Origin of the sequence: Sinomicrobium soli (genome assembly GCF_003285545.1) — a bacterium.
Classification (GTDB): Bacteria; Bacteroidota; Bacteroidia; order Flavobacteriales; family Flavobacteriaceae; genus Sinomicrobium.
In genome coordinates this window covers 265,538-291,177 of record NZ_QLNV01000003.1, presented here as the reverse complement: position 1 = coordinate 291,177, position 25,640 = coordinate 265,538, and the positions used below count along the sequence as shown (strand labels likewise).

Annotated in this window: 20 protein-coding genes; 7 read left to right on the top strand and 13 right to left on the bottom strand. The window is 49.2% G+C overall.

Features of this window, described 5'->3' with window-relative positions; all coding sequences use genetic code 11:
* Positions 1-39: 39 nt before the first annotated feature.
* Positions 40-2,361, top strand: coding sequence for a glycoside hydrolase family 2 TIM barrel-domain containing protein (locus tag DN748_RS05145; RefSeq protein WP_236636793.1), 2,322 nt, complete (start codon positions 40-42; stop codon positions 2,359-2,361).
* A 34-nt stretch (positions 2,362-2,395) separates the two neighbouring features.
* On the opposite strand, the gene DN748_RS05140 is transcribed toward DN748_RS05145, so the two are convergent.
* Positions 2,396-3,487, bottom strand: a complete 1,092-nt coding sequence (locus DN748_RS05140) for a succinylglutamate desuccinylase/aspartoacylase family protein (RefSeq protein ID WP_201741430.1) — start codon at positions 3,485-3,487, stop codon at positions 2,396-2,398.
* A 297-nt stretch (positions 3,488-3,784) separates the two neighbouring features.
* Here DN748_RS05140 and DN748_RS05135 point away from each other — a divergent pair, with 297 nt between their 5' ends.
* Positions 3,785-7,033, top strand: a complete 3,249-nt coding sequence (locus DN748_RS05135; RefSeq protein WP_112370819.1) for a cytochrome c biogenesis protein CcsA — start codon at positions 3,785-3,787, stop codon at positions 7,031-7,033.
* Positions 7,034-7,076: 43 nt separating this feature from the next.
* Here the strand turns inward: DN748_RS05135 and DN748_RS05130 are convergent, their stop codons facing one another.
* The gene (locus tag DN748_RS05130) at positions 7,077-8,225 is read right to left on the bottom strand and encodes an MFS transporter (protein WP_112370697.1); all 1,149 of its coding nucleotides are present in this window, start codon (positions 8,223-8,225) and stop codon (positions 7,077-7,079) included.
* A 261-nt stretch (positions 8,226-8,486) separates the two neighbouring features.
* Between DN748_RS05130 and DN748_RS05125 the strand changes: the two genes are divergently transcribed.
* Together DN748_RS05125 and lpdA are read left to right on the top strand one after the other, a co-directional pair.
* Complete coding sequence (locus tag DN748_RS05125; protein WP_112370696.1) at positions 8,487-9,896, top strand: MATE family efflux transporter; 1,410 nt, start codon at positions 8,487-8,489, stop codon at positions 9,894-9,896.
* A gap of 105 nt (positions 9,897-10,001) precedes the next feature.
* Complete coding sequence (lpdA, locus tag DN748_RS05120) at positions 10,002-11,408, top strand: dihydrolipoyl dehydrogenase (protein ID WP_112370695.1); 1,407 nt, start codon at positions 10,002-10,004, stop codon at positions 11,406-11,408.
* Between the two features lie 82 nt (positions 11,409-11,490).
* On the opposite strand, the gene DN748_RS05115 is transcribed toward lpdA, so the two are convergent.
* Entirely contained in the window at positions 11,491-12,588 is a 1,098-nt protein-coding gene (locus DN748_RS05115) for a heparan-alpha-glucosaminide N-acetyltransferase domain-containing protein (RefSeq protein ID WP_112370694.1), read from the bottom strand.
* Between the two features lie 341 nt (positions 12,589-12,929).
* Here DN748_RS05115 and DN748_RS05110 point away from each other — a divergent pair, with 341 nt between their 5' ends.
* The 3 genes from DN748_RS05110 to mgrA all read left to right on the top strand — a co-directional run bounded on the left by DN748_RS05110 (position 12,930) and on the right by mgrA (position 15,115).
* Positions 12,930-13,466, top strand: a complete 537-nt coding sequence (locus DN748_RS05110; RefSeq protein ID WP_112370693.1) for an NADPH-dependent FMN reductase — start codon at positions 12,930-12,932, stop codon at positions 13,464-13,466.
* A gap of 97 nt (positions 13,467-13,563) precedes the next feature.
* Positions 13,564-13,992 carry a Dabb family protein gene (locus DN748_RS05105; RefSeq protein WP_112370692.1) on the top strand — a complete coding sequence of 143 codons (429 nt, stop codon included), beginning with the start codon at positions 13,564-13,566 and terminating at the stop codon, positions 13,990-13,992.
* 103 nt (positions 13,993-14,095) lie between these two features.
* A complete protein-coding gene (gene mgrA, locus DN748_RS05100; RefSeq protein WP_112370691.1) occupies positions 14,096-15,115 on the top strand; it encodes an L-glyceraldehyde 3-phosphate reductase in 1,020 nt (339 codons plus the stop codon).
* A gap of 47 nt (positions 15,116-15,162) precedes the next feature.
* On the opposite strand, the gene DN748_RS05095 is transcribed toward mgrA, so the two are convergent.
* The 10 genes from DN748_RS05095 to proC all read right to left on the bottom strand — a co-directional run bounded on the left by DN748_RS05095 (position 15,163) and on the right by proC (position 25,631).
* Positions 15,163-16,674 carry an AsmA family protein gene (locus DN748_RS05095; RefSeq protein ID WP_112370690.1) on the bottom strand — a complete coding sequence of 504 codons (1,512 nt, stop codon included), beginning with the start codon at positions 16,672-16,674 and terminating at the stop codon, positions 15,163-15,165.
* Positions 16,675-16,880: 206 nt separating this feature from the next.
* Positions 16,881-17,747 (bottom strand): DUF6438 domain-containing protein, encoded by an 867-nt coding sequence (locus DN748_RS05090; RefSeq protein ID WP_146746560.1) that lies wholly within the window; start codon positions 17,745-17,747, stop codon positions 16,881-16,883.
* A 121-nt stretch (positions 17,748-17,868) separates the two neighbouring features.
* Positions 17,869-18,681 carry a mechanosensitive ion channel family protein gene (locus DN748_RS05085; RefSeq protein WP_112370688.1) on the bottom strand — a complete coding sequence of 271 codons (813 nt, stop codon included), beginning with the start codon at positions 18,679-18,681 and terminating at the stop codon, positions 17,869-17,871.
* A gap of 173 nt (positions 18,682-18,854) precedes the next feature.
* Positions 18,855-20,132, bottom strand: a complete 1,278-nt coding sequence (gene argH, locus DN748_RS05080) for an argininosuccinate lyase (protein WP_112370687.1) — start codon at positions 20,130-20,132, stop codon at positions 18,855-18,857.
* An 86-nt stretch (positions 20,133-20,218) separates the two neighbouring features.
* Positions 20,219-20,596: a four helix bundle protein gene (locus DN748_RS05075; RefSeq protein ID WP_112370686.1), complete on the bottom strand. Its 378-nt coding sequence runs from the start codon at positions 20,594-20,596 to the stop codon at positions 20,219-20,221.
* 98 nt (positions 20,597-20,694) lie between these two features.
* Positions 20,695-21,753 carry a M20 family metallo-hydrolase gene (locus DN748_RS05070; protein ID WP_201741429.1) on the bottom strand — a complete coding sequence of 353 codons (1,059 nt, stop codon included), beginning with the start codon at positions 21,751-21,753 and terminating at the stop codon, positions 20,695-20,697.
* A gap of 51 nt (positions 21,754-21,804) precedes the next feature.
* Positions 21,805-22,584, bottom strand: a complete 780-nt coding sequence (gene argB / locus DN748_RS05065) for an acetylglutamate kinase (protein WP_112370685.1) — start codon at positions 22,582-22,584, stop codon at positions 21,805-21,807.
* A gap of 10 nt (positions 22,585-22,594) precedes the next feature.
* On the bottom strand, positions 22,595-23,542 hold the full coding sequence (locus tag DN748_RS05060) for an N-acetylornithine carbamoyltransferase (RefSeq protein ID WP_112370684.1): 948 nt from the start codon (positions 23,540-23,542) through the stop codon (positions 22,595-22,597).
* 80 nt (positions 23,543-23,622) lie between these two features.
* Positions 23,623-24,741, bottom strand: a complete 1,119-nt coding sequence (locus tag DN748_RS05055; RefSeq protein ID WP_112370683.1) for an aspartate aminotransferase family protein — start codon at positions 24,739-24,741, stop codon at positions 23,623-23,625.
* Between the two features lie 95 nt (positions 24,742-24,836).
* Positions 24,837-25,631: a pyrroline-5-carboxylate reductase gene (proC, locus tag DN748_RS05050; protein WP_112370682.1), complete on the bottom strand. Its 795-nt coding sequence runs from the start codon at positions 25,629-25,631 to the stop codon at positions 24,837-24,839.
* Positions 25,632-25,640 lie beyond the last annotated feature (9 nt).

The following is a 25,640-nucleotide window of genomic DNA, read 5'->3' as shown; positions in this document are numbered from 1 at the left end:
TTTGTATTCGTTAATATATTCCTCATAGCGTGTTCGCCTGTGCATAAACCAAAGATCGAACGCAAGCAGTTATTTGATGCGGGATGGCAATTTCACCTGGGAGATACTGCCCGTGCAGATACTGCCGGTGACTGGCATGAGGTAGACCTGCCCCACGACTGGAGTATAGCATCAAGGCCTGATTCTCTTAACCCGTCCGGTGGAGACGGGGGGTATTTCGCCAATGGAACGGGCTGGTATAAAAAGGTTTTTGAGGTGCCGGAACATTGGGAAGGCAAGAAGGTGCTCATCTATTTTGAAGGAGTTTATATGAATGCCGAGGTTTTTATTAACGGGGAGAAACTGGGAATTCAGCCCTATGGCTATACGTCTTTTGACTTTGACCTGACTCCCTATCTGAAACCCGGAAAACAAAATGTTGTGGCTGTGCGGGTGGATAACTCCCATCAAAAGAACAGCCGCTGGTACAGTGGTTCCGGGATATACCGCCATGTCTGGCTCAAGGTGACCGACCCCCTGCATATTTCGCATTGGGGGGTAGCCGTTACCACACCTGAAATACATAAGGAGCAGGCTACCGTGAGGGTGAGGACACTGGTGAAAAACGAAAGTACTTTGGCGCAGGACTTTGTCATAACGAGCACTGTTCCGTTGGTGAGTGAAAAGCAGACGCAGGTAAGTATAGCACCGGGCAGGGAAAAGGAAATCGTACAGGAATTGACAGTTGAGAACCCCGCATTATGGAGCCCCGAATCTCCGGAGTTGTATCGCCTGGATGTAACGTTGAGCCGGGAATCCGATGTCGTCGATGAAGTCACGGAGTTTTTCGGAATCCGCGATATCAGGTTTTCAGCAGAGAACGGTTTTGAGCTGAACGGAAGGAAAGTGATCCTGAACGGGGGGAACGTACATCATGACAACGGTAGCCTCGGTGCAGCCGCATACGACAGGGCGGAGGTAAGAAAAGTGGCGTTGTTGAAAGAGGCGGGATTCAATGCTGTTCGTACTGCGCACAACCCGCCGTCTGAAGCATTTTTATATGCCTGCGATAGTTTGGGGCTTCTTGTGATCGATGAATCTTTTGACGGGTGGAGGGTCAAAAAGACAGATCATGATTATGCCGGGATATTTGACGAGTGGTGGAAACACGATGCGCAATCCATGGTGCTTCGCGACCGGAACCACCCTTCCGTCATACTCTGGAGTATCGGGAATGAAATTATCGAACGGAAAGAACCCGGGGCAGTGGAGACCGCCCGTAAACTTTCCGGGGCGGTTAAGGAAATCGATGCTACAAGGCCGGTTACCTCGGCCATGACTACCTGGGATGCCGAATGGGAAATTTTTGATCCTTTAATGGCGGAACACGACGTAGCCGGTTATAATTATCAGTTGCACAGGGCCGAATCAGACCATGAACGTGTCCCCGACCGTATTATCCTGCAGACCGAATCTTATCCGAAAGATGCATTTTACAACTGGAAAATGGTTCAGGACCACGATTATATTATTGGTGATTTTGTATGGACTGCCCTGGATTACCTTGGCGAATCGGGAATAGGCCGTTATTTTTATCCCGGTGAGCCCGAGGGAGAACATTGGGTTGGAGGTTTGTTTCCCTGGCACGGGGCTTATTGCGGAGACATAGACCTTACCGGGTGGAGAAAGCCGGTCTCCCACTATCGCAGCATGCTGTATAATGGCGATGAAAAATTGTATATGGCTGTCCGCGAGCCGGATCCGGAGGACGGTAAAATAACACTGACCTCATGGGCCGTATGGCCCGCCTGGGAGAGCTGGACCTGGCCCGGGCAGAACGGGAAAACGCTGACTGTTGACGTATATTCCAGGCATCCGTCGGTTCGGCTGTATTTGAACGATAGCCTGATCGGGGAAAAGGAAACCACTCCGGATACACAATTCAGGGCTGTTTTCGAAGTTCCTTATCATCCCGGTGAATTAAAGGTAGCCGGTATGGAGGACGGCAGGGAAGTCGAAACCCGTAACTTCCTTACTGCCGGTGAAGCTTCGAAGATCATGCTTTCCCCCGATCGTTCCGAAATTGAGGCAAATGGGCAGGACTTGTCTTTTGTCGTTGTTGAAATTACCGATGGAGAAGGGATTTTGCAACCGAATGCTGATCATAAACTTCAGTTCGCCCTGGAAGGCCCCGGAGAAATAGTTGCGGTGGATAATGCCGATCTGAAGGATACGGGATCTTATGTTTCCGGGACGAGAAAAGCCTGGCACGGCAGGGCGATGGTTGTCGTAAAGAGCACCCGGGAAAAGGGAGATATCCTGTTGACAGTCAGTTCTCCAGGCCTTCCCGATGCCACGCTCACCCTCCACGTAAAACAGTAAGCCGTAAAGACCCGGAAAAGAGTATATACAGGCGTTATTTGCCACCGATACAGAACAGGGTCTCCCCGGCATTCACCGGGGGCGTTCCGACTTTATACAGGACGATGCCGTCTGCCGGTGAGGTAATATCGGCCCGCCTGTTCCCGAATACGTCGGTAATATGACCGAGGTATTGTCCTTTGGCAATACGGTCTCCGCTTTTGACCTTACTGTAGAATATCCCCTGCTGCGGGCATTTTATATAGGATTGCTTACCGAACCATTGCTGTTGTGTTTTCTCTCCTGTTCCCGAATACGGGTACATCTGCATTTCGTGCAGCATGCGGTATACTGCTTCCCTGGTCATGGTTACCGCTTCCTCCTGTACCGTTCCGAGCTTGCCGGCTTCTATGCTGAGGGAGGGAACTCCCTGTTGTGTGGCGTGTTTAAAGGCGTATTCGGCAGCTTCGTCGGGAGTGATGTTATAAGGATACACTACATTATATTCAAAACCGGCCGCTGCAGTGAGTCTCCGTGCCAGTTCGTTTTGCTGCGGGGCATCCCGTTTGTCGTAGTAACACACAAAGGGCAGCAGGTCTTCGTTGGCATCCCCGGCATGGATGTCCAGGAATACGTCGGATACCGGAATGATCTCCTCTGAGATACGATAGGCGATCTGTTCGGTTACGGATCCGGCCTTATCCCCGGGAAAGACCCTGTTCAGGTTTTTGGAATCCTGCGGGTTCAGAAAAACACTCCTGCCATAAAAAGCGGGTGTATTGGCTATGGGAATTACCACCAGTGTACCGCTGAGCCTGTCGGGGTCTATTTCCGCCATAAGTTGCTGCACGGCAATAATGGGAGGATATTCGTAACCGTGAATACCGGCCACGACCGTAAATACCGGGCCCTTCTGCTTTCCCCTTATAACGCTTACGGGAAGCGAAGCCGTATTCCCGGAATCGTAGACCCGCAATAGTGTATCGAGTCGCTCCCCCGGTTCCGGACCGTGGATAAAAGACCTGTTTTCCTGTGCGCTTACACCGTTGAGGAACAGGGCGAAAAGGAGTATCGTACAGTGTGTTATCACATATGGGTGCAGGCCTTCGGGAAAACGGCGGACTGGCATATCTTTCTTTTTCATCATATGCGGTTTTGGATTTTGATGCGATGTAGTTGCAAATATAATGTAATCTTTTCACTATGGAGGGCATTACTGCCGGCAGATGTACAAAGACAAGGGGTTTAGCAGGTTGTGATAAAACAGTGGATCCGGAATTGACTTCTGAATTTCGTAAATTAAAACGAGGCTGTTTCCCCTGTTAAGAACATATTAACATTCTTTTAGGCCTTCTTGCCTGCTCCATAGCCTTTAAATCTCATAAAAACGCCCTATTTTTGCATGCGGAAACGGATCAGTGCTGCGGCACATAAAAAGGTTGTAATGGCAGACTTCTTCAGGAAAACTCTCTTCTCCACACGTTTAATGGCTGTTTTGTTTTTGGTCTTTGCTGTCGCAATGGCTTTCGGTACTTTTATAGAAAGCTGGTACAGCATCACCACGGCGCGTATATGGATCTATAACGCCTGGTGGTTTGAAGCCATTATGGTATTTTTTGTCATAAACTTTGCGGGAAACATTGTGCGTTACCGTTTGCATAAACGGGAGAAATGGGCCGTTTTGCTGGTACACCTGTCTTTCCTGTTTATATTGATAGGGGCTTTTGTTACCCGCTATATCAGTTATGAAGGAGTCATGCCTATCCGGGAAGGAAAAACAGCGGATTCATTCCTGTCGGATAAAACCTATCTCACGGCATTTGTAGACGGCGATATTGACGGTAACCCGATGCGGAAATCCATGAGGGAAGACATCCTGGTCTCTCCCGAAGGTATTCAGTCCAGGCTGCCCTGGAGGTCCGATTTTAACGGGCAGTCCTTTACCGTTTCGTATGTCGGTTATATCGACGGCGCTGAAGAGGGACTGGTCCCCGATGAAAACGGGGAAGAATACCTGAAACTTGTGGAAGCCAGCGGGGGTACGAGGCATGAGCACTATATAAAAAGCGGGGAGGTAAGCAGTATTCACAACATTCTCTTTGCTTTGGACAAACCTACCGAAGGGGCCATAAATATCAATACCGATAGAGATGGTTATACCATATCCACCCCCTTTGAGGGAAATTATATGCGTATGGCCGACCAGCACCGTGACAGTGTGTATAAAGACAGCGTACAGCCCCTGCAACTCCGGTCTCTTTATACCCTGGCAAACATGCAGGTCGTCTTTCCTGACCCGGTAGTGCGGGGAAATTACGGTGTTATAGAAGCAGAGGACAAGAACAGTGCAGCGCAGGATGCCATTATTCTCGACATTACCACCGGGGGCGCAACCGAAAGGATCAGGGTGCTGGGCGGAAAAGGAATGGTAAACCAGCCGGTGACCACCCAGGTGGGCGGTCTTGATTTTCATGTTTCGTTCGGTTCCATAGAGCGCAAGCTGCCTTTCAGTATTACCTTGAACGATTTTATAGCGGAAAAATACCCCGGGACCGAAAGCGGATATTCCTCGTTTATGAGTAAGGTGACCGTAAATGACGACCAGCCTTTTGATTACGATATCTATATGAACCACATCCTCGATTACCGGGGATACCGGTTTTTCCAGGCACAGTTCGACCCGGACGAGAAGGGGACGGTGCTCTCGGTAAATCACGATTTTTACGGAACATGGATCACCTATATTGGATATACCCTGCTGTATATAGGGCTTCTGGGAATTATGTTCTACGGCAAAACAAGATTTAAAAAACTGGGAGAAATGCTGAAAAAGGTGAAGAAGGACAAGGTAAAGATGGCTGCGACGATGGCAGTCATGTTTCTCGGAATGGCCGGTTTTGCCCAGGAAGACCACCAGCATGACACGGAAGTACACCCTCATGACACGGAGGTAGAGGTTACGGACGAAGGCCACCGGCATACGGTGGCCGTACCGACAAAAGCGGAGATAGATTCCATCATAGAGGCCACCACTGTAAGCCAGGCACATGCCGACCGTTTCGGGAAACTGGTAATACAGGACGATGGCGGGCGGATGAAACCGGTCAATACCTTTGCTTCGGAATTGTTGCGCAAAATAAGTAAAAGCGATCACTACAACGGAATGGATGCCGACCAGACATTCCTTTCCATGTTGCAAAACCCGGCTGCGTGGTACAATGCGGAGGTGATCTATATGAAAAAAGGCAACGACAGCCTGCACCGGCTGATAGGGGTAGAAGAAGGAAAAAAATATGTTAGGGCCATAGATTTCTTTGATGAGAAAGGAAATTATAAGCTGGCTCCTTATCTGCAGGAAGCATATGCCACCAACGTACCCAACCAGTTCCAGAAGGAATTCAAGGAGGCCGACCAGCGGCTTGCCCTGCTGAACAGGGCTTTGGGCGGGGAAATCCTGAAAATTTTTCCCCTGCCGGATCACGAGAACAATAAATGGGTGTCTGCGGTTGATTTCAGGACGGGGCAGCATGTGGTGGGAGATTCCCTTTATGCCAATTTTATCGACAAGTCCGTGACCCTGTACTTGATGTCTCTGCGCAGGGCGATAAGGACTGACGACTATACCGAAGCAGAAAAAATACTGGAAGCCTTTAGCCGGAACCAGGAAAATTACGGTGCCGAAGTATTGCCGTCCGAACGCAGGATAGAAGTGGAAGCCCTTTATAACAAAGTGAATATCTTCCAGCGCCTGCTGATGTGGTATATGGTAGGCGGGCTGATCCTGTTCTTCCTTATCGTACTCCGTATCTTCTATGAAAAAAGGTTTCTGGATATCCTTATCCGTATCGGACAAATCGGCATAGTTGTACTTTTTGTGTTGCACACGCTGGGACTGATCACCCGTTCGTATATTTCCGGGCATGCACCCTGGAGTGATGCCTATGAAAGCATGATCTACGTAGCCTGGGCCACCATGCTTTTCGGACTGATCTTCGGGAGAAAATCAGACCTTACCGTAGCATCTACCGCTTTTGTGACTTCCATAGTTTTATTCGGGGCGCATATGAACTGGCTTGATCCGGCCATAGCCAACCTTCAGCCGGTACTGGACAGCTACTGGCTTATGATTCACGTATCGGTGATCGTGGGCAGTTACGGACCTTTTACCCTGGGAATGATACTGGGGGTAGTGGCCCTGCTGCTCATTATGCTCACCAATAGCCGGAATAAGAAAAAAATGGACCTGCACCTGCGGGAGATCACCATTATCAATGAACTGGCACTTACCGTGGGCCTTGTCATGCTGACCATAGGTAATTTTCTCGGCGGGCAGTGGGCCAACGAAAGCTGGGGGCGCTACTGGGGATGGGACCCCAAGGAAACCTGGGCCCTTATCAGTATTATGGTGTACGCCTTTGTAGTGCACATGCGCCTGGTACCGGGATTAAGGGGACGGTTTGCCTTTAATTATCTTGCCATTGTCGCCTATGCGAGCATTATGATGACGTATTTCGGGGTGAATTTCTACCTGGTGGGACTGCATAGTTATGCCAGCGGCGACAAGATGATCACCCCCGATTTTGTGTATTACACCGGGGCGATAGTGCTGTTGCTCGGGGTCGTAGCCTACTGGAGGTACCGTATACATTACGGGGATAACGGGAAGAAGGCTGTCTCCGCAAGGGAAGAATAGATTGCGCTCTTATCCTGTGACAACCGTGGGGCCTGTCAAGTGATCAGCTTTTCCGGAGCATGGCCCGTCCGGTATACGACAATACGGTTATGGCAGCACCTACAAAGGCGATAAGCAGGAATGAGGCCCTGAGGCTTGCATGCTCGGCTATAAACCCGATAACGGGAGGCCCGAAAAGGAAACCGAAATAGGCGATGGTAGAGACCAGTGCGAGGGAAATGCCGGGAGGAAAATTCTTTGATCGCCCTGCCATGGAGAACGACAGGGGGATGACCGCCGAAGTGCCGGCTCCTACCATCAGGAAACCGACCGTTGAAAATACGATACCCGGAAAGATCACCGAAAGCAGCAGCCCCGAGAATATCAATAGTCCGCTGTACTGTAAAAGCCTGACCGCCCCGAAACGCTGGGTAAAATGATCGGCCACAAACCTTCCGGTGGCCATGGTGCTCATAAAGGCAATATACCCGAGTGTGACCAGCCCGGCGTCTACCTTTACCACCTTGTCGAAGTACACCCCGCTCCAGTCGAACATACATCCTTCGCACATCATGCCACAAAAGGCGATCAGTCCGATACGGAGCAACAGCTTGTCGGGTTTTTTCAGTACCAGTCCTTTCTGGTCGGTGGTATTGACATCTTCGGTCAGCATGTTGCGGTAGGCGAAGAATATGATAAATAAACTGACAAGGCCTATACCTGTGAAATGTATAAAAGGGGTGATGCTGAGATCGATCATCCCTGCCCCGATGGCTCCCCCGATAAAACCGGCAAAACTCCACAATCCGTGAAAGGAGGCCATAATGGTCTTTCCGTAATGGAATTCAACACCTACGGCCTGTGTGTTTACCGATATGTTGATCAGGTTTCCGATAAGGCCGAAGAGTATCACCGCGGCCAGTAATTCCAGCCTGGTGGCAGCGAGCCCTAACAGGGGCAGGGCAGCCCCATAGAGTATGGCAGAGACCACGGCCACTTTCCGGCTTCCGAAACGGTGCACGAGCAACCCGGCAAGAGGCAGCGCCAGCAGTGAGCCGGTAGGCATGCCGAGAAGGAGCCCGCCGAGTTCCCCCTCGCTAAGCTGCAGCCTGTTCTTGATGTCCGGAATACGGCTGGCCCAGCTGGCAAAGCATATGCCACTGAGAAAAAATACGGCACTGACAGCCACACGTCTTTTGAGATTGATATTCATTAAATATAAGGTCTTTTTCCCACCGCAAATGTTATAAAAATATTTACTGTCCGGCAAGGAGAAGCTGTTAAAAACCGGAAAAGAAGGAAATATATAAAAAAAAGTTCTTAATATTGCCGCATCATGAAGCTCACAGAATTATATTAAGACATTAACAATTTTCCCTGCAGGGAAAGCGGGAATTGTTGTCGGGCCGTACCCTGGCCCGCGGAGGTTTTTATATTTCTTTCACCTTAATCTTTTGTAATTCTGTAATCAGTTATGAGCCGTCTTCACAAGTATTCATTCCACAGTATTGTTTCTTTTCTGAGAGATTCCCTTACCGGTAAGGAAAACGATTATACCAGCGGGAGTATTCGCAGGTCCATATTCCTGCTGGCAGTCCCCATGATCCTGGAGATGATGATGGAATCGGTTTTTGCCCTGGTGGATATTATCTTTTTGTCACGGGTAAGCGTCAATGCCGTAGCCACCGTAGGCCTTACCGAATCGGTGATCACGCTGCTCTATGCGGTAGCCATGGGATTGAGCATGGCCGCCACTGCGGTTATTGCGAGACGTGTAGGGGAACGGGACCTGCGAAGTGCCCGGCAGACGGCCGTACAGGCCATCGGGCTGGGTATCATTGTTGCTGTTGCGGTGGGGGTTGCAGGGGTACTCTATCCGCGGCAGATACTTTCTTTTATGGGGGGAGAGCCCGGATTGATAGAGGAGGGATACCGGTATACCCAGATCATGATAGGAGGGAACATTACCATATTTCTTTTGTTCCTGATCAATGCGATCTTCAGGGGAGCCGGAGATGCTTCTATCGCCATGTGGTCGCTGATCCTGTCCAATATCCTCAATATCATTCTCGATCCCGTTTTTATTTTTGGCCTGGGGCCCGTCCCGGCCTTCGGAGTGGAAGGAGCCGCCATTGCAACGACCATAGGAAGGGGAACTGCGGTACTGTTTCAGCTCTGGATCCTGTTTTTCGGATGGAGCAGGATCAAACTTCAGGTAGCCGACCTTGTATTTCGCGGACAGGTGATGTGGAACCTCGTAAGGGTTTCCCTCGGCGGTATAGGACAGTTTTTGATCGGGACGTCCAGCTGGGTGGTGTTAATGCGGATCATGTCGGAATTCGGGAGTGAGGTCCTGGCCGGCTATACGATTTCCATACGGGTCATGATGTTTACCATGATGCCTTCATGGGGTATGAGTAATGCTGCGGCAACACTGGTAGGGCAGAATCTCGGTGCAGGGCAACCCGACCGGGCGGAGAAATCGGTATGGCAGACCGGCAAATACAATGCTGTTTTCATGCTTACCGTATCCCTGGTTTACCTGGCATTCGCACCCCATATCATAGGCTGGTTCAGTGCAGACCCGGAGGTGATAAAATACGGCAGTCTGAGCCTGCAGGTCGTGGCTGCCGGTTATATTTTCTATGCTTACGGGATGGTGATCACCCAGGCCTTTAACGGGGCAGGAGATACCCGGACACCGACGGTCATCAATTTTTTCTGTTTCTGGCTCTTTCAGCTTCCTTTTGCCTACCTCGCTGCCATCGTACTGCAATGGGGGCCGGTGGGCGTTTATGCAGGTATAACACTTGCGGAAACCCTGATCGCGGTTATAGCGCTGATATGGTTCAAAAAGGGACACTGGAAAACGGTGAACGTATAGTTTTTTTTCCGTGACGAGAATACCTGTCTTACAGGGCGGTCGCTTTGCAAAACATTTGTATTTTTGTCTCAGGTAAGTTTAAAACACATTCTCAAAAAACATATTATGAGTTCATACGATGTAGCCGTTATCGGCTCAGGTCCCGGAGGGTATGTGGCAGCCATCCGCTGTGCACAGCTCGGGATGAAAACAGCGATCATTGAAAAATATGCGACCCTTGGCGGAACCTGTCTTAATGTGGGGTGTATTCCTTCGAAGGCGCTTCTGGATTCTTCCCACCACTACGACGATGCCTTAAGACATTTTGAGGAACACGGTATCGAGATCCCGGGAGAGGTAAAACTCAACCTGGAAAAAATGATAAACCGCAAACAGGCTGTGGTAGACCAGACCTGTGCCGGGGTGAAATTCCTGATGGACAAGAACAAGATAGATGTTTATGAAGGTGTGGGAAGTTTTGAGGATGTCACACATATCACAGTGAAAAAAAGTGATGGCGGGGAAGAAAAAATAGAAGCCAGACACACTATCATTGCAACGGGGTCCAAACCTTCTGCACTTCCTTTTATTGAAATAGACAAGGAGAGGGTAATTACCTCTACCGAAGCGCTTAAACTGAAAGAAGTGCCCAAACACCTGGTCATTATCGGCGGAGGGGTGATAGGTCTTGAACTCGGGCAGGTATATAAAAGGCTGGGCGCCGAGGTGTCGGTGGTAGAGTTTATGGACCGCATCATCCCGGGAATGGATGGAGCGCTTTCCAAAGAACTGACTAAAGTACTGAAAAAACAGGGCTTTAAATTCTACACCGGGCACAAGGTCAGGGAAGTGAGCCGCGACGGGGACAAAGTGACGGTTAAGGCCGATGATAAAAAGGGCAAAGAAGTGGTGCTTGAAGGAGATTACTGCCTGGTATCGGTAGGCCGTCGCCCGTATACGGACGGACTGAATGCCGAAGCTGCCGGGGTGAAACTGAACGACAGGGGGCAGGTTGAAGTAAACGACCACCTGCAGACCGGCGCATCAAATATCTATGCCATAGGAGATGTTGTCAAAGGCGCCATGCTCGCCCATAAGGCGGAAGAAGAAGGGGTTTTTGTAGCCGAGACCCTCGCCGGGCAAAAGCCCCATATCGACTATAACCTGATCCCGGGGGTCGTGTATACCTGGCCGGAAGTGGCTGCCGTAGGTAAAACCGAAGAAGAACTCAAGGAAGCCGGGGTGGATTATAAAGTGGGACAATTCCCGATGCGTGCTCTCGGACGTGCCAGGGCCAGCATGGATATTGACGGTTTTGTAAAGATCCTTGCAGATAAGGCCACCGATGAAGTGCTCGGGGTACATATGATAGGGGCCCGTACGGCCGATCTTATTGCCGAAGCCGTAACGGCTATGGAATACAGGGCCAGTGCAGAAGATATTTCCCGTATGAGCCATGCGCATCCCACCTATGCCGAGGCGGTGAAGGAAGCGGCCCTGGCTGCGACCGATAACCGGGCTTTGCACGTTTAACTTCCGGGGAAAATGTGCTGAAGGTTATTCGCCATTACCGTTTAAAACGACCATCTCCGGCCTGTGACCGGAGGTGGTTTTTTTAATTGCGGATCACACGGCGGCGCAACCAGGACCTGCCTTTTGTCAACAGTGCGGCCTGTATTTCCCGTAACCTCGGTTTCAGGCTGTTGTACCTGAATGACAGCCAGGTTACGGCGAGTACGAATACGATAGCCCCGGGAATAGCAATATAAGGAGGCAGGGAATGGTGGAACGGCTGGTATAATCCGAGGCCGAACAGACTGCCGTAGAGCAGGATATAGTGGATCATGTAAATGGAAAGGGTATTCTGCCCGATGGTCAGGAATATTCCGGGAGTAAATATTTTCCGGGCCAGCATGAATACTGCAAAGAACACCAGGACATTCCCCAGCCGTGAGAACCATCCGTTGTGAAAATCGGGCAAAGAACATATCAGTATAAGCAATATCCCGGCAGACAGGCACAGGCTGATAGCCGCCGGATAGAGTGCCTTTCTGTCCCCGAAACGGTGGAACAGGGTGGCCATCAGGCCCCCGAAGGAGGCAAAGCCGAACCAGGGGAATACCGTAAATACCGAACCGTGGGCTTTGGTAAAATAATTGGCGAGCATTTTCGGGAAAAAGCTGTAGTCTGCCGCGGTATACAGCGGGGCCAGGGCAAACAGCACCAGTGTGGATAGCCCGAAAGCGACCGGCATAACATGCCTGCCGCGATGGCAGGTAAGCAGGTACAGGCCGGTGAGAAACAGCAGGGACAACCCGATACAGTGCAGTACATCCAGCATATAAAAGTTGTCATAAACCTCTCCCCGAAGCAGAAAACCCTTAAAATCCAGGCGGAGCACATACCCGAGGGCAAGAAGCATAAGCCCTCTCCTAAGCCCTCTTTTTGCCCTCGGGTTCGCCCAGCCGGACTGCTGCCGGTTGCGTATGAGCAGGTACACGAATATAAATCCTGCCACAGTAAAGAAAACCGGTGCCGTAATCCCCCGGTTATAGGCCCAGACGGCAAACAGCGGATCGGAGGCATTTCGGAACACAGGATCCAGCAGGCCATCTATAAAATGTCCCTGAAGCATCATGAGTATCGCCCATGCCCTCATGGCATCGATAAAATACAGTCGCTTTGTCTTATTTTCGGATCTCCGGTCGATCATTATATTTAGTGGTCTCAGTTAAAATCAAACCTACGCCCTTTAGCGGATCTCGTTTTGGTTTCCGAAAGGTTATGGTTTAACGGGTTATTAGGTTAATAAGTTACTGGGTTATTGAGTTTATGTGTCTTACCTTAATAACTTATTAACCTAATAACCAAATAACTTAATAATCAATGGACTTCATGCCCATAGTGATTTAATATATACTCCGAAAACGGAATTTTGGATCTTTTAGAACGGTTTCCCGGTTTTTAAACGCAGCATGGGGCGATATATTTCAGGTTTTTCCTGTACTACCAAAGTATTTTTTATATTAGTAAGGTTAAAATTTATAAGAATTTATGTCTGTACTGGCTTTTGCAGGAAGTAATTCCTCTGCTTCTATCAATTATCAACTGGTCACCTATACGGTTTCCATGATCGAAAATCACAATATACGCCGGTTTGATATGTCCGGGAAGCCTTTCCCGATGTATAGTATGGACCGTGAAAGGGACGATGGTATTCCCGGAGAGGTAACCGGGTTTCTCGATGAAATAAGAAATGCCGCGGCATTGATCATAGCGGTAAATGAACACAACCGTAACTTTTCGGCCTATTTCAAGAACCTTATCGACTGGCTTTCGCGTGCAGACCGGAATTTTTTGGCAGGGAAGCAGGTTTTCCTGATGAGCACCTCTACCGGTCAGGGCGCCGGGAGGAATTCGCTGTCTCTTGCTTTAAAGACGCTTCCCCGTTTCGGGGCCACGATCACGGCTACTTTTTCACTTCCCTCGTTCGGACAGCATTTTTCTCCGGCAGAAGGAGGGATCACAGACGCTGAACTTCGGGCAGCACATCGAAAAGCCCTGGACACTTTTCTGGAGGAATTATCCTGAAGGGCATAAAGCTTTTTTTTAACGCTTCCGGAGGTGATACCGTCGTATATTTACAGGTATTTATGAGTACAGTAGATAAACATTGAATTTAACCGATATGAAAAGAAGAAACTTTGTCAGGGCAACTACGGCAGCCGTAACGACCGGTGTGATACTGCCGGTAACTGCCATTGGCCGTTCCGGTGACCGGGAACAGGATACACAGGACAGAATGATTAATCACTACGTACTTTTCTGGCTGAAGAAAACGTTGAATCGGGACGAAAAGGAAGCGTTTACCGGATTTTTCGATCTGCTCCGCAAGGTCCCGGGAATCCGCAGTTTTTACTATGGGGGGCCGGCAGACAGCAAAGACAGGGAGGTAGTAGATAACAGCTTTGACTATAACCTGATGATACAGTTCGATTCGCTGGAAGCCCTCGAGGTCTACGGGGTACACCCGTTGCATATGGAGGCCATAGAGCAATACGGCCACTATTGGGAAAAAGTGACCGTACACGATTCTGTACTGGAAGCGGTTAAGTAGCGGAAGTCGTATTGCCCCTTACGCGGTACACAACCTGGAAAATAACCTGGCTTCCGAAGAGGCCGGGCTCAATAAATTGTAAACTAAAAATAAGAACCGTATCATGAATATTAACGATACCAACCCGCTTGCTGCCTATGCGGCCAATGAAGAGCGCTATAACGGCATGCAATACCGTCGTTGCGGCCGGAGTGGCGTACTTTTGCCTGCCCTCTCCCTGGGATTGTGGCATAATTTCGGGCATGCTGACGATTTTACAAAGGCCAGGATCATTCTGAGAACTGCTTTCGACCTGGGGATATGCCACTTCGATCTTGCGAATAATTACGGTCCGCCCTACGGTGCGGCAGAAGAAAACTTCGGCCGTATCTTTAAAAAGGATTTCATGCCGTACCGGGATGAGCTTTTTATATCCAGCAAGGCCGGCTGGGACATGTGGCCCGGGCCTTATGGCAATTACGGTTCCCGGAAATACCTTATCGCCAGTTGTGAACAGAGCCTGAAACGGATGGGAATAGATTATGTGGATGTCTTCTACCACCACCGGCCCGATCCGGAAACCCCGCTGGAAGAAACCATGGGAGCTCTCGCCCAGCTGGTGAGGCAGGGAAAGGCACTTTATGCGGGTATTTCCCAGTACAGTGCCGAAGATACCGCCCGGGCATCTGAGATACTCAAGGCCATGGGGACACCCTTCCTGATACATCAGCCGAGATATAACATGCTGGACCGCTGGGTAGAACGCGACGGCCTGCTGGATACCCTGGAAGAGCAGGGGGCAGGGGCTATTGTGTTTTCTCCCCTGGCACAGGGTGTGCTTACCGATAAATACCTGGACGGATTACCCGAAGATTCCCGTGCCCGGAAAGACGGAAGGTACCTGAAAGCCGACCAGATTACCGATGTGCTTATAAATAAGGTGGCGAAGCTCAATGCCATAGCCCGGAAAAGAAAGCAGTCACTGGCACAGATGGCCATAGCATGGCTGCTGAGGGATAAACGGGTAACCAGTGTACTGATAGGGGTCAGCCGTCCCGAACAATTAAGGGATAATGCCGCTGCCCTGAACAATTCGGAATTTACTTCCGGCGAGTTACAGGAGATCGAAGCCATACTGAAATAATGGATACGGGGATACGGGGCGGGTAAACTATTACCGTACCGTATCCTCTATATCAGGGTTTTGGCAAGCCCGGCCTCTATGCAGGACCAGAAGTAATTCCAGAACGATTTGGTCTTGTCCCTTTCTACCTTATCCACGTGTTTGGCGATATCCTGCCCTTCCGAACTCTCCCTGACAAAGATATTGGCTATCCAGGTCAGGAAGCCCCTTTTTTCCTTTCCGTCCTTCCGGAGCACCTCAACGGTAAAATTGCTGAATTTTATCTGGAAATCTCCCGAGGCCGTATGGAGATCACCCCCGAAATTAAAGTATAACTGGTTTACTTCTCCCTGGGTTTTCGTATGAAAGGCCGGGACAAAGAAGGAATTGATGGATTCCGAAGGAATACCGGAACTCTTACCGCTGATGGTAAAGGTGTCGGAAGGATCGTTTACACGGAATGACCAGTGTACCGAAAGGGGAGACTTGCCCATAAACATCGTTTCTATGGCCAGCTCCGTAGCGGGAAAGTCTTTTCTTTCCAGGCCTGTATTGGTCAACCCCGTAACTACTGCCTTCATGCCGGTAAAAAATACCTCCCCGGGAGGGCGCTCCTTGTGGATCAGTTCCCGGTATCTTATCCGTGCGCGGTCTATGTGGAGGGAATCGATGTCCAGTTTCAGCTCCAGTTCGCGAAGCATATGACTGTAGAGTTTTTTAATATGTATATCGTCTTCCACCGTTTTATCCCGGTAGACATCGAAATCGATATCCCGGAGAAAGACTCCGGGAGCTGAAAAATGGGGATTTTCCTTATTCAGCTCCAGTTGATACTGCGGAATGGAAAGCGTATCCAGCTTTAATTCCATCAGGTCCTTTTCATACGGGATGACACGGACGTAATCTTTTACGGTATATTTAGGGATCAACCTGATATTATGGGCTTCTGCAGTTTTTTCTGAAAGAGAGAGGTGCGATACTTTTACTTCCTGTAACGTATTCAGGTCATGCCATAATTCTGATACTTCCAGGGAAAAAGCTCCGTAATTGACCGGTATTTTCCGCTGCAGGCTCTGCTGGTCTGCCGTGATGTCCCGTAGCTGCAGATCGTATTTTTTCACGGTCAGGATGGCCGAGGTGTCTTTTACAAGATTCAGGCTCCCGTTGTGAATGTCCAGTTGTGTGATACGGATATTCTTGCCAGGGGTGGTATTCTTTTGCGCTTCCGTTGAGCTATCGGCGCCGGTACCTGCTGTTCTCCTGATGTCCAGGTGAGGGGTATCTACAATGATCTTTTGTACGGATACCTGGTCTTTCAGCAGGTAACGCCAGTAGCTGAAGCCTCTTACCCTGACCTGGTCCGCTTTTATCCGTTGTCTCCCCTTCCGGTAATTTGCCTGGTAAATGGCAGCATTGCCACGCAGCAGGGATATACTGAAGTTTTTGTATTCCAGGTTTCCCTTTTCCACCTGTTCGTCCAGCAGGCTTCCTATTTTCCGGTGGGCCAGGTGATTTAAAATAACATATCCCCCGACAACCAGGGCCAGAACAGAAAGCGCGATAATGGATCTCCTTTTCAAATAAAACAGCGTTTGAACATCACTAATTTAATATTCTTTTTATGAAAGGATAGTGTTTTTTTGTAAATTTTACCCGATTATTGGAACACATGCGGAATATGATAAAATAGACGCGAATAATACCCCTCCGTATTCCGACAGAAGTCCTGATCCAGGATTATTGACCGGTGGCAGAAAGCGTCTGTGATTTGCTGTCCCGCTCACTTTTACTGTCCCGGAGATGTGGGAAAACCGCTCTGCTGGAAACCGGGGAAGGCAAATTTCCGCACGATGGAGGAATCCTGTTTCAACGTTGCGGTTTTATAGGTTTCCATAAGCTTGTGCAATAACATCCGGAGGGCTACGGGCTCTTTGTCGAATCCGTAGACGCTGGATTCATACATTCCCTTACCGGTCTCTATTTTTATCCTGCATGCCTGGTCGTCGGTCCATCTTGCGGCATATTCCTTTTTCAGCTTGCCGAGTTCGATACGCTGCAGTTTTTTTGCTATCTGCTTTAATTCGGATTCCGGAATTTTCCCGGAATGCATGCCTTGCTTTGACGTATGAGCGAGTCCGTCGAATAATATATTGCCTTCACTGTCGATCTCGAGATACATGGAAGGACAGACCCCGAAGCAGGGACCGCTGTAGAAGCCTATTCTCACCAGCCTTTCATCGTTCTTTTCAGGGATTTTTTTCAGGTGTATGGTATCTGCCCTTTCCCCTGATGTGGCAGTGAGCTCTGCCGTTTCCGGAGTAATGGGATAGAGTGAAAGCGCATGGTCGTCCAGTGCAGTGATCCTGAAATGATATTTTCCCTGTTTTTCTGCCATGCCGCCCCGTGGAGCCGATTCCGTGATGACCAGCGTGTCCTGTTTTACGGTGTATGGAGAATAAGCACCCGAGGGATGGATATAAGAACAGATACTGTCCTGGAATGAAAACGTATAGAATGGCCTGTTTGCATCACTGTGAACAAAATCCGTAACCCAGTCCCCCCTGATATGGCCGGAGTAGTTGTCCCGTTTTTCCAATCCGGAACATCTGATAAACAGGAGTGGGAGCAGGGATAGCAATAGCGGTTTTTTCATAGATATCGGGTTGGACATTGACGACCAACAATTTCACTTATACAAAACTACGGACAATGCCACCATAAGTAAAATCCCGGATTTCCGGGATTTTGAAGAGTTGTTGTATGTCTCGTTTCTTTTATACCTCTTTGTGGATCTCTACCTGGTGAGGATACGGGATTTCGATACCTTCGGAATCGAAGCGGTTTTTCATTTCTTCCAGTACATACCACCGGCAGTCCCAGAAGTCCTCGTTCCTGGCCCAGTAGCGAAGGGAAAGGTTTACGGAACTGTCGGCCAGTTCGTTAACAATAACCATAGGGGCGGGGTCCCGCAGTACGCCTTCCTTTGAATTTACGATATCGAGAAGGATATCCTTCGCCTTTTTGATATTGGAATCATAGCTGATCCCGGCGATGATGTTTTCCCTCCGTATATTTTCCGCACTGTAGTTTACGATATTTTCATTAGACAGTTTTCCGTTCGGGATAATGGCCAGCTGGTTTCCGAAAGTGGTAAGGGTGGTATTGACAATCCCTATTTCCTTTACGGTACCGGAAAGTCCCTGGGCTTCTATAAAGTCGCCTACGCGGAAGGGTTTGAAAATAAGAATCAGCACTCCGCCGGCAAAATTGGCCAGCGACCCCTGGAGTGCCAGGCCTATGGCCAGCCCGGCAGATGCGATTACCGCGGCAAAAGACATGGTCTCTACTCCGAGGGTACCCAGAATAACAATGATCAGGAGTATTTTCAATGCCCAGCTCAGCAGGGTAGCCAGGAAATTCCGCAACCCCGCTTCATAGCGGCGTTTTTCCATGATCTTGCGGGCATATTTCACAATATTTCCGAATATCCAGAGGCCGATAAACCATATCGCAATGGCCAGCAGGATTTTCGGAGCATACTCCATTACCAGTTGAATTCCTTTGTCTATCCACATTTGGGTTTCCATACAGACGAATGTTTTTTGCAGGTTAAATTTTACGACTAAATGAGCTTTAAAACGATCCGGAACTTGTGCCGAAACGTACTATGTCGGGCAATGCCGGAATGCTTTTCTGATTTAAAGACCAAATATATCAAATAAATTTAAGGGGATAAAAGCTTATCAGGCTTTGTTTTTGCTCATACCTGGTCCATTTTCTTCCTGATCGCATCCAGGCAGAGGTTCCCCAGGCTCCCTTCATGGGTATGATGAATATCCTTTTTCGGTTTGAAATTTCCGTTGGCGATCTCCATCCCCATCTTCTTATAGGCGTCGCGGAAGGGCATGCCCGATTGTACCAGTTCGTTCAGGGTATCTACACTAAAGAGATAGTCGTATCTCGGATCTTCGAGAATACCTTTGTTGACACGGATATCTTTCAGTGTAAATGCAGCCATCTCCAGGCAGGCTTTCAGGTCCTGTATAGCGGGTACGATTACTTCCTTGACCAGTTGCAGGTCGCGGTGATATCCGCTGGGGAGGTTGTTGGTGATAAGGGTGAGCTGGTTGGGTACGGCCTGTATCTTGTTGCACTTTCCGCGGATAAGTTCAAAAACGTCCGGGTTCTTCTTATGGGGCATGATACTGCTTCCGGTAGTGAGTTCGTCAGGGAAGGAGACAAAATTGAAATTCTGGCTCATGTAAAGGCATACATCCATAGCCATTTTGGATAAGGTGGCTGCTATACCTGCCAGTCCGAATGCAGTACTCTTTTCCACTTTGCCCCGCCCCATCTGTGCGGCGACTACATTGTATTTCATCGTACCGAAACCGAGTTCTTTCGTAGTGTAAGTACGGTCTATGGGAAAGGAACTCCCGTAACCTGCCGCACTTCCGAGCGGGTTCTGGTCGGCTACTTTATAGGCAGCATCGATAAAGTACAGATCGTCTATCAGGCTTTCTGCATAGGCGGAAAACCAGAGCCCGAAGGAGGAAGGCATGGCAATCTGTAAATGAGTATAGCCGGGGAGGAGTATACCGCTGTATTTCCCGGCCAGTTCCATTAACAGGTTAAACAGGGCCACAGTGTCCTGTCTGATCTCCTGTAATTCGTTTTTCAGGTAGAGGTGCATGGCTACCAGTACCTGGTCGTTCCGGGAACGTGCCGTATGTATTTTTTTTCCCGTATCGCCCAGCTTCTGAATGAGCAGGTACTCGATCCTGGAATGCATGTCTTCGAAGCTGTCTTCTATGGTAAATGTACCGGCCTCGATATCTTCTCCTATACGATCGAGTTCCCCGGTCAGTTGCGTAACCTCTTCTTCGGTAAGCAAACCGATCTTGCCCAGCATACGGGCATGTGCCGCAGATGCGATAACATCGTATTTCGCCAGAAGCAGGTCGAGTTCCCTGTCGTTTCCTACGGTAAAGTGATCTATTTTCTTGTCGGTGCTAAAGCCTTTGTCCCAGAGTTTCATTGGTTATTAAGTTATTAAGTTATTGGGTTATTGGGTTATTGGGTTATTAAGTTATTGGGATTGCCTTCGATAACCTGATAACGATACTACTGATTATCCATACTGCGTTTGTTAAGGTAGGCAATATAACCATTGAGAACCTTGTTACAGTGCAGTATCTGTATTTTATATCTGGATAGGGTTTGTTCATTTATATATTCTTCATCAAATGCGTCTATCAAATGACTCAGGGTTTCCATCAGACTTCCTCTTGCATTGCGGCAGAACTTTGAATTTTCTTTATAATGAAATCTTCCAAAACCCTCAGAAATATTTGAACCTATTGATCTGCTGCTACGGATCACCTGGTCTGTAAGCCTGTATTTTTCCTCTGCAGGAAATTCACGGGTTAATTTCCGGATATCCTTTTTGAGCTGCCGTGCTAATTTCCACACCTCCAAGTCTTCAAAAGTTTGATAACCCATAATTTAATGTTTTGTAAATTAACATCAGTTAGGGTTTAAATATACGGTTTAAATAAGATTATTGTACGTCGACTAAATAACTCAATAACCTATTAACTCTACAATACTTTTTCCAACAATTGAACATATAACCGGATCCCTTCCTCGATCTCCCGCACATAAATAAACTCGTCGGCCGAATGCGATCGTGTCGAGTCTCCGGGGCCTAATTTCAGGGACGGGCACGTCAGCACGGCCTGGTCTGAAAGGGTGGGGGAACCGTATGTTTCCCTGCCCAGGGCAATCCCGGCCTGTACGAGGGGATGATCTTCCGGAATGGAGGATGAATTGAGGCGTAACGACCGGGGCGTAATAATATCACAGGGCGATTGTGCCTGCAGCAGGTCTGCAATTTCCCGGTTGGTATACCTGTCGTTTACCCGTACATCGATCACCAGGCCGGTCTCCGCCGGAACGACATTGTGCTGCTTGCCGGCATTGATCTGGGTCACTGTCATCTTTACTTCGCCCAGGGCATCGGAGACTTTTTCAAACCGGTAATCGCGGAACCATTCCAGTACCCTGATGGTGTTGTAAATGGAATTGTTGTCGTTGGGATGTGCGGCATGGCTGGGAGTACCTTTAACCACGGCGTCGAAAACGACGAGCCCTTTTTCCGCAACGGCCAGTTGCATCAGGGTAGGTTCTCCCACAATGGCCACATCGATGTGCGGCAGTACGGGAATCATGCTGTTCAGCCCTTTGTCCCCGGAACTTTCCTCCTCTGCCGAGGCCACGATGACCAGGTTGTAATTGAGGGGCTTGTCGTAAAAATGGACGAAAGTTGCCAGCAGCGACACCAGGCACCCTCCTGCGTCGTTGCTTCCCAGCCCGAACAGTTTCCCGTCTTCGATATGTGCGTCAAAAGGGTCTTTGGTATAAGCGCTGTTGGGCCTTACGGTATCGTGGTGGGAGTTGAGCAGCAGTGTGGGCTTTCCTTCCCCGAAATATTTGTTAAAGGCATATACGTTATTGTCCTTTCGCTGATAGGGAATACCATGCGATTCCAGCCAGCTTTCTATGAGCGCCGCCGTCCTGTCTTCTTCCGACGAAAAGGAAGGAGTACCGATCAGTTGTTTTAAAAGGGCAATGGCTGATGGTGTGAGTTGGTCTGTCATGTTAATTTCATTTATATCTTTTAGTGAGATCATCTTTGCAGTTACTCCGCGTTATAACGTCAGTGTGGTAAACAGGTCTTCTTTCCCGGCGATCATGCCCGGCAGGCCGATATGTACCTTGCCCACATGCCGTTGCAGGGCATTAAAGCAGTTGTGCATTTTCGGCAGCATACCGTCGGCAATAACACGGGTTTCCAGCAACTGTTTATAAGATTCCGTATCGATATGGGGAATGACCGAGTTGTCATCTTCCACGTTGCGGAGTACGCCCTTTTTCTCAAAACAGTAATACAGCGAGGTTTCGAAATGTTCGCTCATGCCTATGGCTACTTCCGAGGCTATGGTATCGGCATTGGTATTGAGCAGCTGGCCTTTTCCATCGTGTGTTATGGCGCAGAAAACAGGGGTCATGCCGCTTTCCAGCAATGCTTTTACAGCTTTACCGTTTACCTCGCGGATATCCCCGGCAAACCCGTAATCGACATCCTTTACCGGCCTTTTACCGGAGGTGATCGTATTGCCGTCTGCACCGGACAGCCCTATGGCATTGCAGTCCAGGCCTTGCAGCCGGGCCACGATATTCTTGTTGGTAAGCCCGCCATACACCATGACAATAACATCGAGCGTTTCCCTGGTGGTAATCCGCCTTCCGCCTGTCATTTGTGCCGGTATACCCAGCTGCCCGGCAATACGTGTTGCGGTCCTTCCCCCGCCGTGAACAAGGATCTTATTCCCTTTCATGGCGGCAAAATCGTTGAGAAAATCACCTAAGGCCGACTCGTTTTCTATAATGTTGCCACCTATTTTGACTACGGATAATTCGGGTTTCATTTTTTGGTTTTTACAGGGATTGCAATATATGTTTCAGGACGATCTGTGCTGCAAATGTCCGGTTATTGGCCTGCCGGATTACTGCCGATTGCGGGCTGTCCAGCACGGCATCATCCACAATGACATTCCTTCTTACCGGTAGGCAGTGCATGAATTTCCCGTTGTTGGTCAGTGCCATTTTTTCCGCGGTGATCTTCCATGCCGGATCGGAGTGGAGCACCTTGCCGTAATCCTTATACGAGCTCCAGTTTTTGACATAGACGAAATCGGCGTCTTTCAGAGCTTCGTCCTGGTCGTATATTATCGGGGTATTTCCCGTAACTTCCGGGTTCAGCTCATATCCTACGGGATGAGTAATGGCAAATTCCACATCCATTTTCTGCATCATGGAGGTAAAGGAATTGGCTACCGCATGGGGTAGTGCCTTGGGATGTGGCGCCCAGGAGAGCACTACTTTGGGTTTCTCTATGGTTTTCAGTTCGGTGATGGTAATGGCGTCCGTGAGTGCCTGTAACGGGTGTGCCGTGGCGCTTTCCATGTTTACAATGGGTACCGAGGCGTATTTCTGAAAACTATTCAATACGTACTCTTCCTCATCCTTTTCCTTGTCGGTAAGTGTGGGGAATGCCCTGACCGCTATAATATCGCAGTATTGCGAAACCACGGCCGCGGCCTCTTTAATATGCTCGGAGGTGGAACCGTTCATGATACTGCCGTCTTCAAACTCCAGCGACCATGCTTCGCCCGCAAAATTCATGACCATGACCTGCATCCCCAGTTGCATTGCCGCTTTTTGTGTGCTCAGGCGGGTACGCAGACTGGAATTAAAGAACAACATCCCCAGGGTCCGGCGTTTTCCCAGCTGCTCGAACCGGTAAGGGTCTTTTTTTAATGCGATGGCTTCTGTGATGATTTCCGGGACACTGTCTATGTCGTCTGTGGTCAGGTAATGTTTCATCTTGTTTTTTTATTTTATATGTTGTGTGGTATGCGGTAGAGACGCAAAATTGATATGTGGATGCGCAAAATTTTGCGTCTCTACGTATTTAATGCCTCGAAAAAGGTATCGATATGCTCTTTTTTCACGGTGAGCGGGGGCAGGATCCGCAACAGTTTTTTGTTGCTGCTTCCGCCGGTAAAGATGTGATGGTCGTAAATCAGTTTTTTCCGGAGTTCGCCTACCTCGAAGTCCAGCTCTATCCCCAGCATAAGCCCTCTTCCTTTTATTTTCCTTATTTGCGGGATACGCTGTGCTTTTTCGATAAAATAGGCAGAGATTTCCCGGGCGTTTTCCATGAGTTTTTCTTTTTTTAATACATCCAGTACGGCGATGGCTGCGGCACAGGCCAGGTGATTCCCGCCGAAGGTGGTTCCGAGCATACCGTATTTTGCAGGAATGGAAGGATGGATAAGAATACCCGCTACCGGAAAGCCGTTCCCCATACCCTTGGCCGTAGAGATGATATCCGGGGTCACTTCGTATTTCCGGAAGGCGAAGAAATCTCCTGTCCGTCCATAGCCGCACTGTATTTCGTCTGCGATAAAAACAGTGTTGTGCACCTTGCACAGGCGGCCGGTTTCTTCATAAAAATCGGCAGTGGCCTCGTCGAGCCCGCCTACGCCCTGGATAAATTCTACGATTACGGCACATACATCGCCTTTTTGCAATTCCTGTTCCAGGCTTTTGGTATCGCCGAGTTCCAGGAAAGTCACCTGGTGCTGTACATTGATAGGAGCATTTATATTCTTGTTGTCGGTAGCAGCAACCGCTGCGGAGGTCCGTCCGTGGAAAGCGTTGTTAAAGGCGATAACGCGGGATTTTCCGGTGTGAAAAGAGGCGAGTTTTAACGCATTTTCATTGGCTTCGGCCCCGGAATTGCACAGAAATAGCTGGTAATCATCACACCCGGAAAGGGCGCCGAGCTTGTCAGCCAGTTCCACCTGCAGCGGATTTTGTATGGCATTGGAATAAAACCCCAGCTTTTTTACCTGTTCCGAAATTGCGGCGACATATTCCGGGTGCGAATGCCCTATGGAAATAACGGCATGCCCGCCATAGAGGTCCAGGTAGGGGGTCCCTTCGGTATCGTATACATATACATCCTTTCCCCTGACGGGAGTAACATCGTATAATGGGTAAACGTCAAATAGTTTCATTTTTTTATAGGTTTTAGATATGAGATTTTAGACGTGAGATTTTAGATTTTAAACTACATCTCATATCTAAAATCTATAATCTCACATCTATACAATTACAGATCTGCGATCTGGTTTATCTTGTTGAACGAGGCCACAATACCCTTGATCAGGGAAGAACTCAGTCCGCTGTGTTCCATCTCGTTGAGCCCTTCTATGGTGCATCCTTTAGGGGTGGTTACCCGGTCGATCTCTTCTTCCGGATGATGGCCCGATTCCACGAGCAGGGTAGCGGCCCCCATGCAGGTGTGCATGGCCAGCTCCTGTGCTTCCCTGGCGTCGAACCCGAGTTGTATGGCCCCCTGGGTAGTAGCGCGGATAAGGCGCATCCAGAACGCGATACCGCTGGCACAGATTACCGTGGCGGCACGCATCTGTTCTTCCGGGATCTCGATAGAGGTGCCCAGTTTGTTGAAAATGGCTTTGGCCAGGTCTGTCCGTTGCCTGCCCTTTTCGTTGCTGCAGATACAGGTCATCGATTTTCCCACGGAGATGGCCGTATTGGGCATGCTGCGTATGATATACTGGTCCCGGCCGACGACGGATTCTATCTTTTTTATCTTAAACCCGGTAATGGTGGAAATAAGGACGTGTTTTTCGTTCAGCAGGTCCCTGATCTCTTCAAGTATTCCCCCGAATTGCCCGGGTTGTACTGCAAAGATCAGGATATCCGATTGTCGTACGGCTTCCCGGTTGTCGGAAGTAACGGTAACATTGCCGTAGTCTTCCCAGCTTTTAATGGCCCGGGGGTTCCTTTTGGTCAGGTAAAGGGTGGTTACCGAATTGCTGACAAGGAGTCCTTTGGCTATGGAAAGCCCGAGGTTTCCGCTTCCTATGATGGCTATTTTCATGGGTTTACT

Bases quoted from the DNA above. Each gene is read 5' to 3' on its own strand.
- DN748_RS05140 (WP_201741430.1), bottom strand. From the start codon at position 3,487: ATGATGAAAAAGAAAGATATGCCAGTCCGCCGTTTTCCCGAAGGCCTG.
- DN748_RS05135 (WP_112370819.1), top strand. From the start codon at position 3,785: ATGGCAGACTTCTTCAGGAAAACTCTCTTCTCCACACGTTTAATGGCT.
- DN748_RS05130 (WP_112370697.1), bottom strand. From the start codon at position 8,225: ATGAATATCAATCTCAAAAGACGTGTGGCTGTCAGTGCCGTATTTTTT.
- DN748_RS05125 (WP_112370696.1), top strand. From the start codon at position 8,487: ATGAGCCGTCTTCACAAGTATTCATTCCACAGTATTGTTTCTTTTCTG.
- lpdA (WP_112370695.1), top strand. From the start codon at position 10,002: ATGAGTTCATACGATGTAGCCGTTATCGGCTCAGGTCCCGGAGGGTAT.
- DN748_RS05115 (WP_112370694.1), bottom strand. From the start codon at position 12,588: ATGATCGACCGGAGATCCGAAAATAAGACAAAGCGACTGTATTTTATC.
- DN748_RS05110 (WP_112370693.1), top strand. From the start codon at position 12,930: ATGTCTGTACTGGCTTTTGCAGGAAGTAATTCCTCTGCTTCTATCAAT.
- DN748_RS05105 (WP_112370692.1), top strand. From the start codon at position 13,564: ATGAAAAGAAGAAACTTTGTCAGGGCAACTACGGCAGCCGTAACGACC.
- mgrA (WP_112370691.1), top strand. From the start codon at position 14,096: ATGAATATTAACGATACCAACCCGCTTGCTGCCTATGCGGCCAATGAA.
- DN748_RS05090 (WP_146746560.1), bottom strand. From the start codon at position 17,747: ATGAAAAAACCGCTATTGCTATCCCTGCTCCCACTCCTGTTTATCAGA.
- DN748_RS05085 (WP_112370688.1), bottom strand. From the start codon at position 18,681: ATGGAAACCCAAATGTGGATAGACAAAGGAATTCAACTGGTAATGGAG.
- argH (WP_112370687.1), bottom strand. From the start codon at position 20,132: ATGAAACTCTGGGACAAAGGCTTTAGCACCGACAAGAAAATAGATCAC.
- DN748_RS05075 (WP_112370686.1), bottom strand. From the start codon at position 20,596: ATGGGTTATCAAACTTTTGAAGACTTGGAGGTGTGGAAATTAGCACGG.
- DN748_RS05070 (WP_201741429.1), bottom strand. From the start codon at position 21,753: ATGACAGACCAACTCACACCATCAGCCATTGCCCTTTTAAAACAACTG.
- argB (WP_112370685.1), bottom strand. From the start codon at position 22,584: ATGAAACCCGAATTATCCGTAGTCAAAATAGGTGGCAACATTATAGAA.
- DN748_RS05060 (WP_112370684.1), bottom strand. From the start codon at position 23,542: ATGAAACATTACCTGACCACAGACGACATAGACAGTGTCCCGGAAATC.
- DN748_RS05055 (WP_112370683.1), bottom strand. From the start codon at position 24,741: ATGAAACTATTTGACGTTTACCCATTATACGATGTTACTCCCGTCAGG.
- proC (WP_112370682.1), bottom strand. From the start codon at position 25,631: ATGAAAATAGCCATCATAGGAAGCGGAAACCTCGGGCTTTCCATAGCC.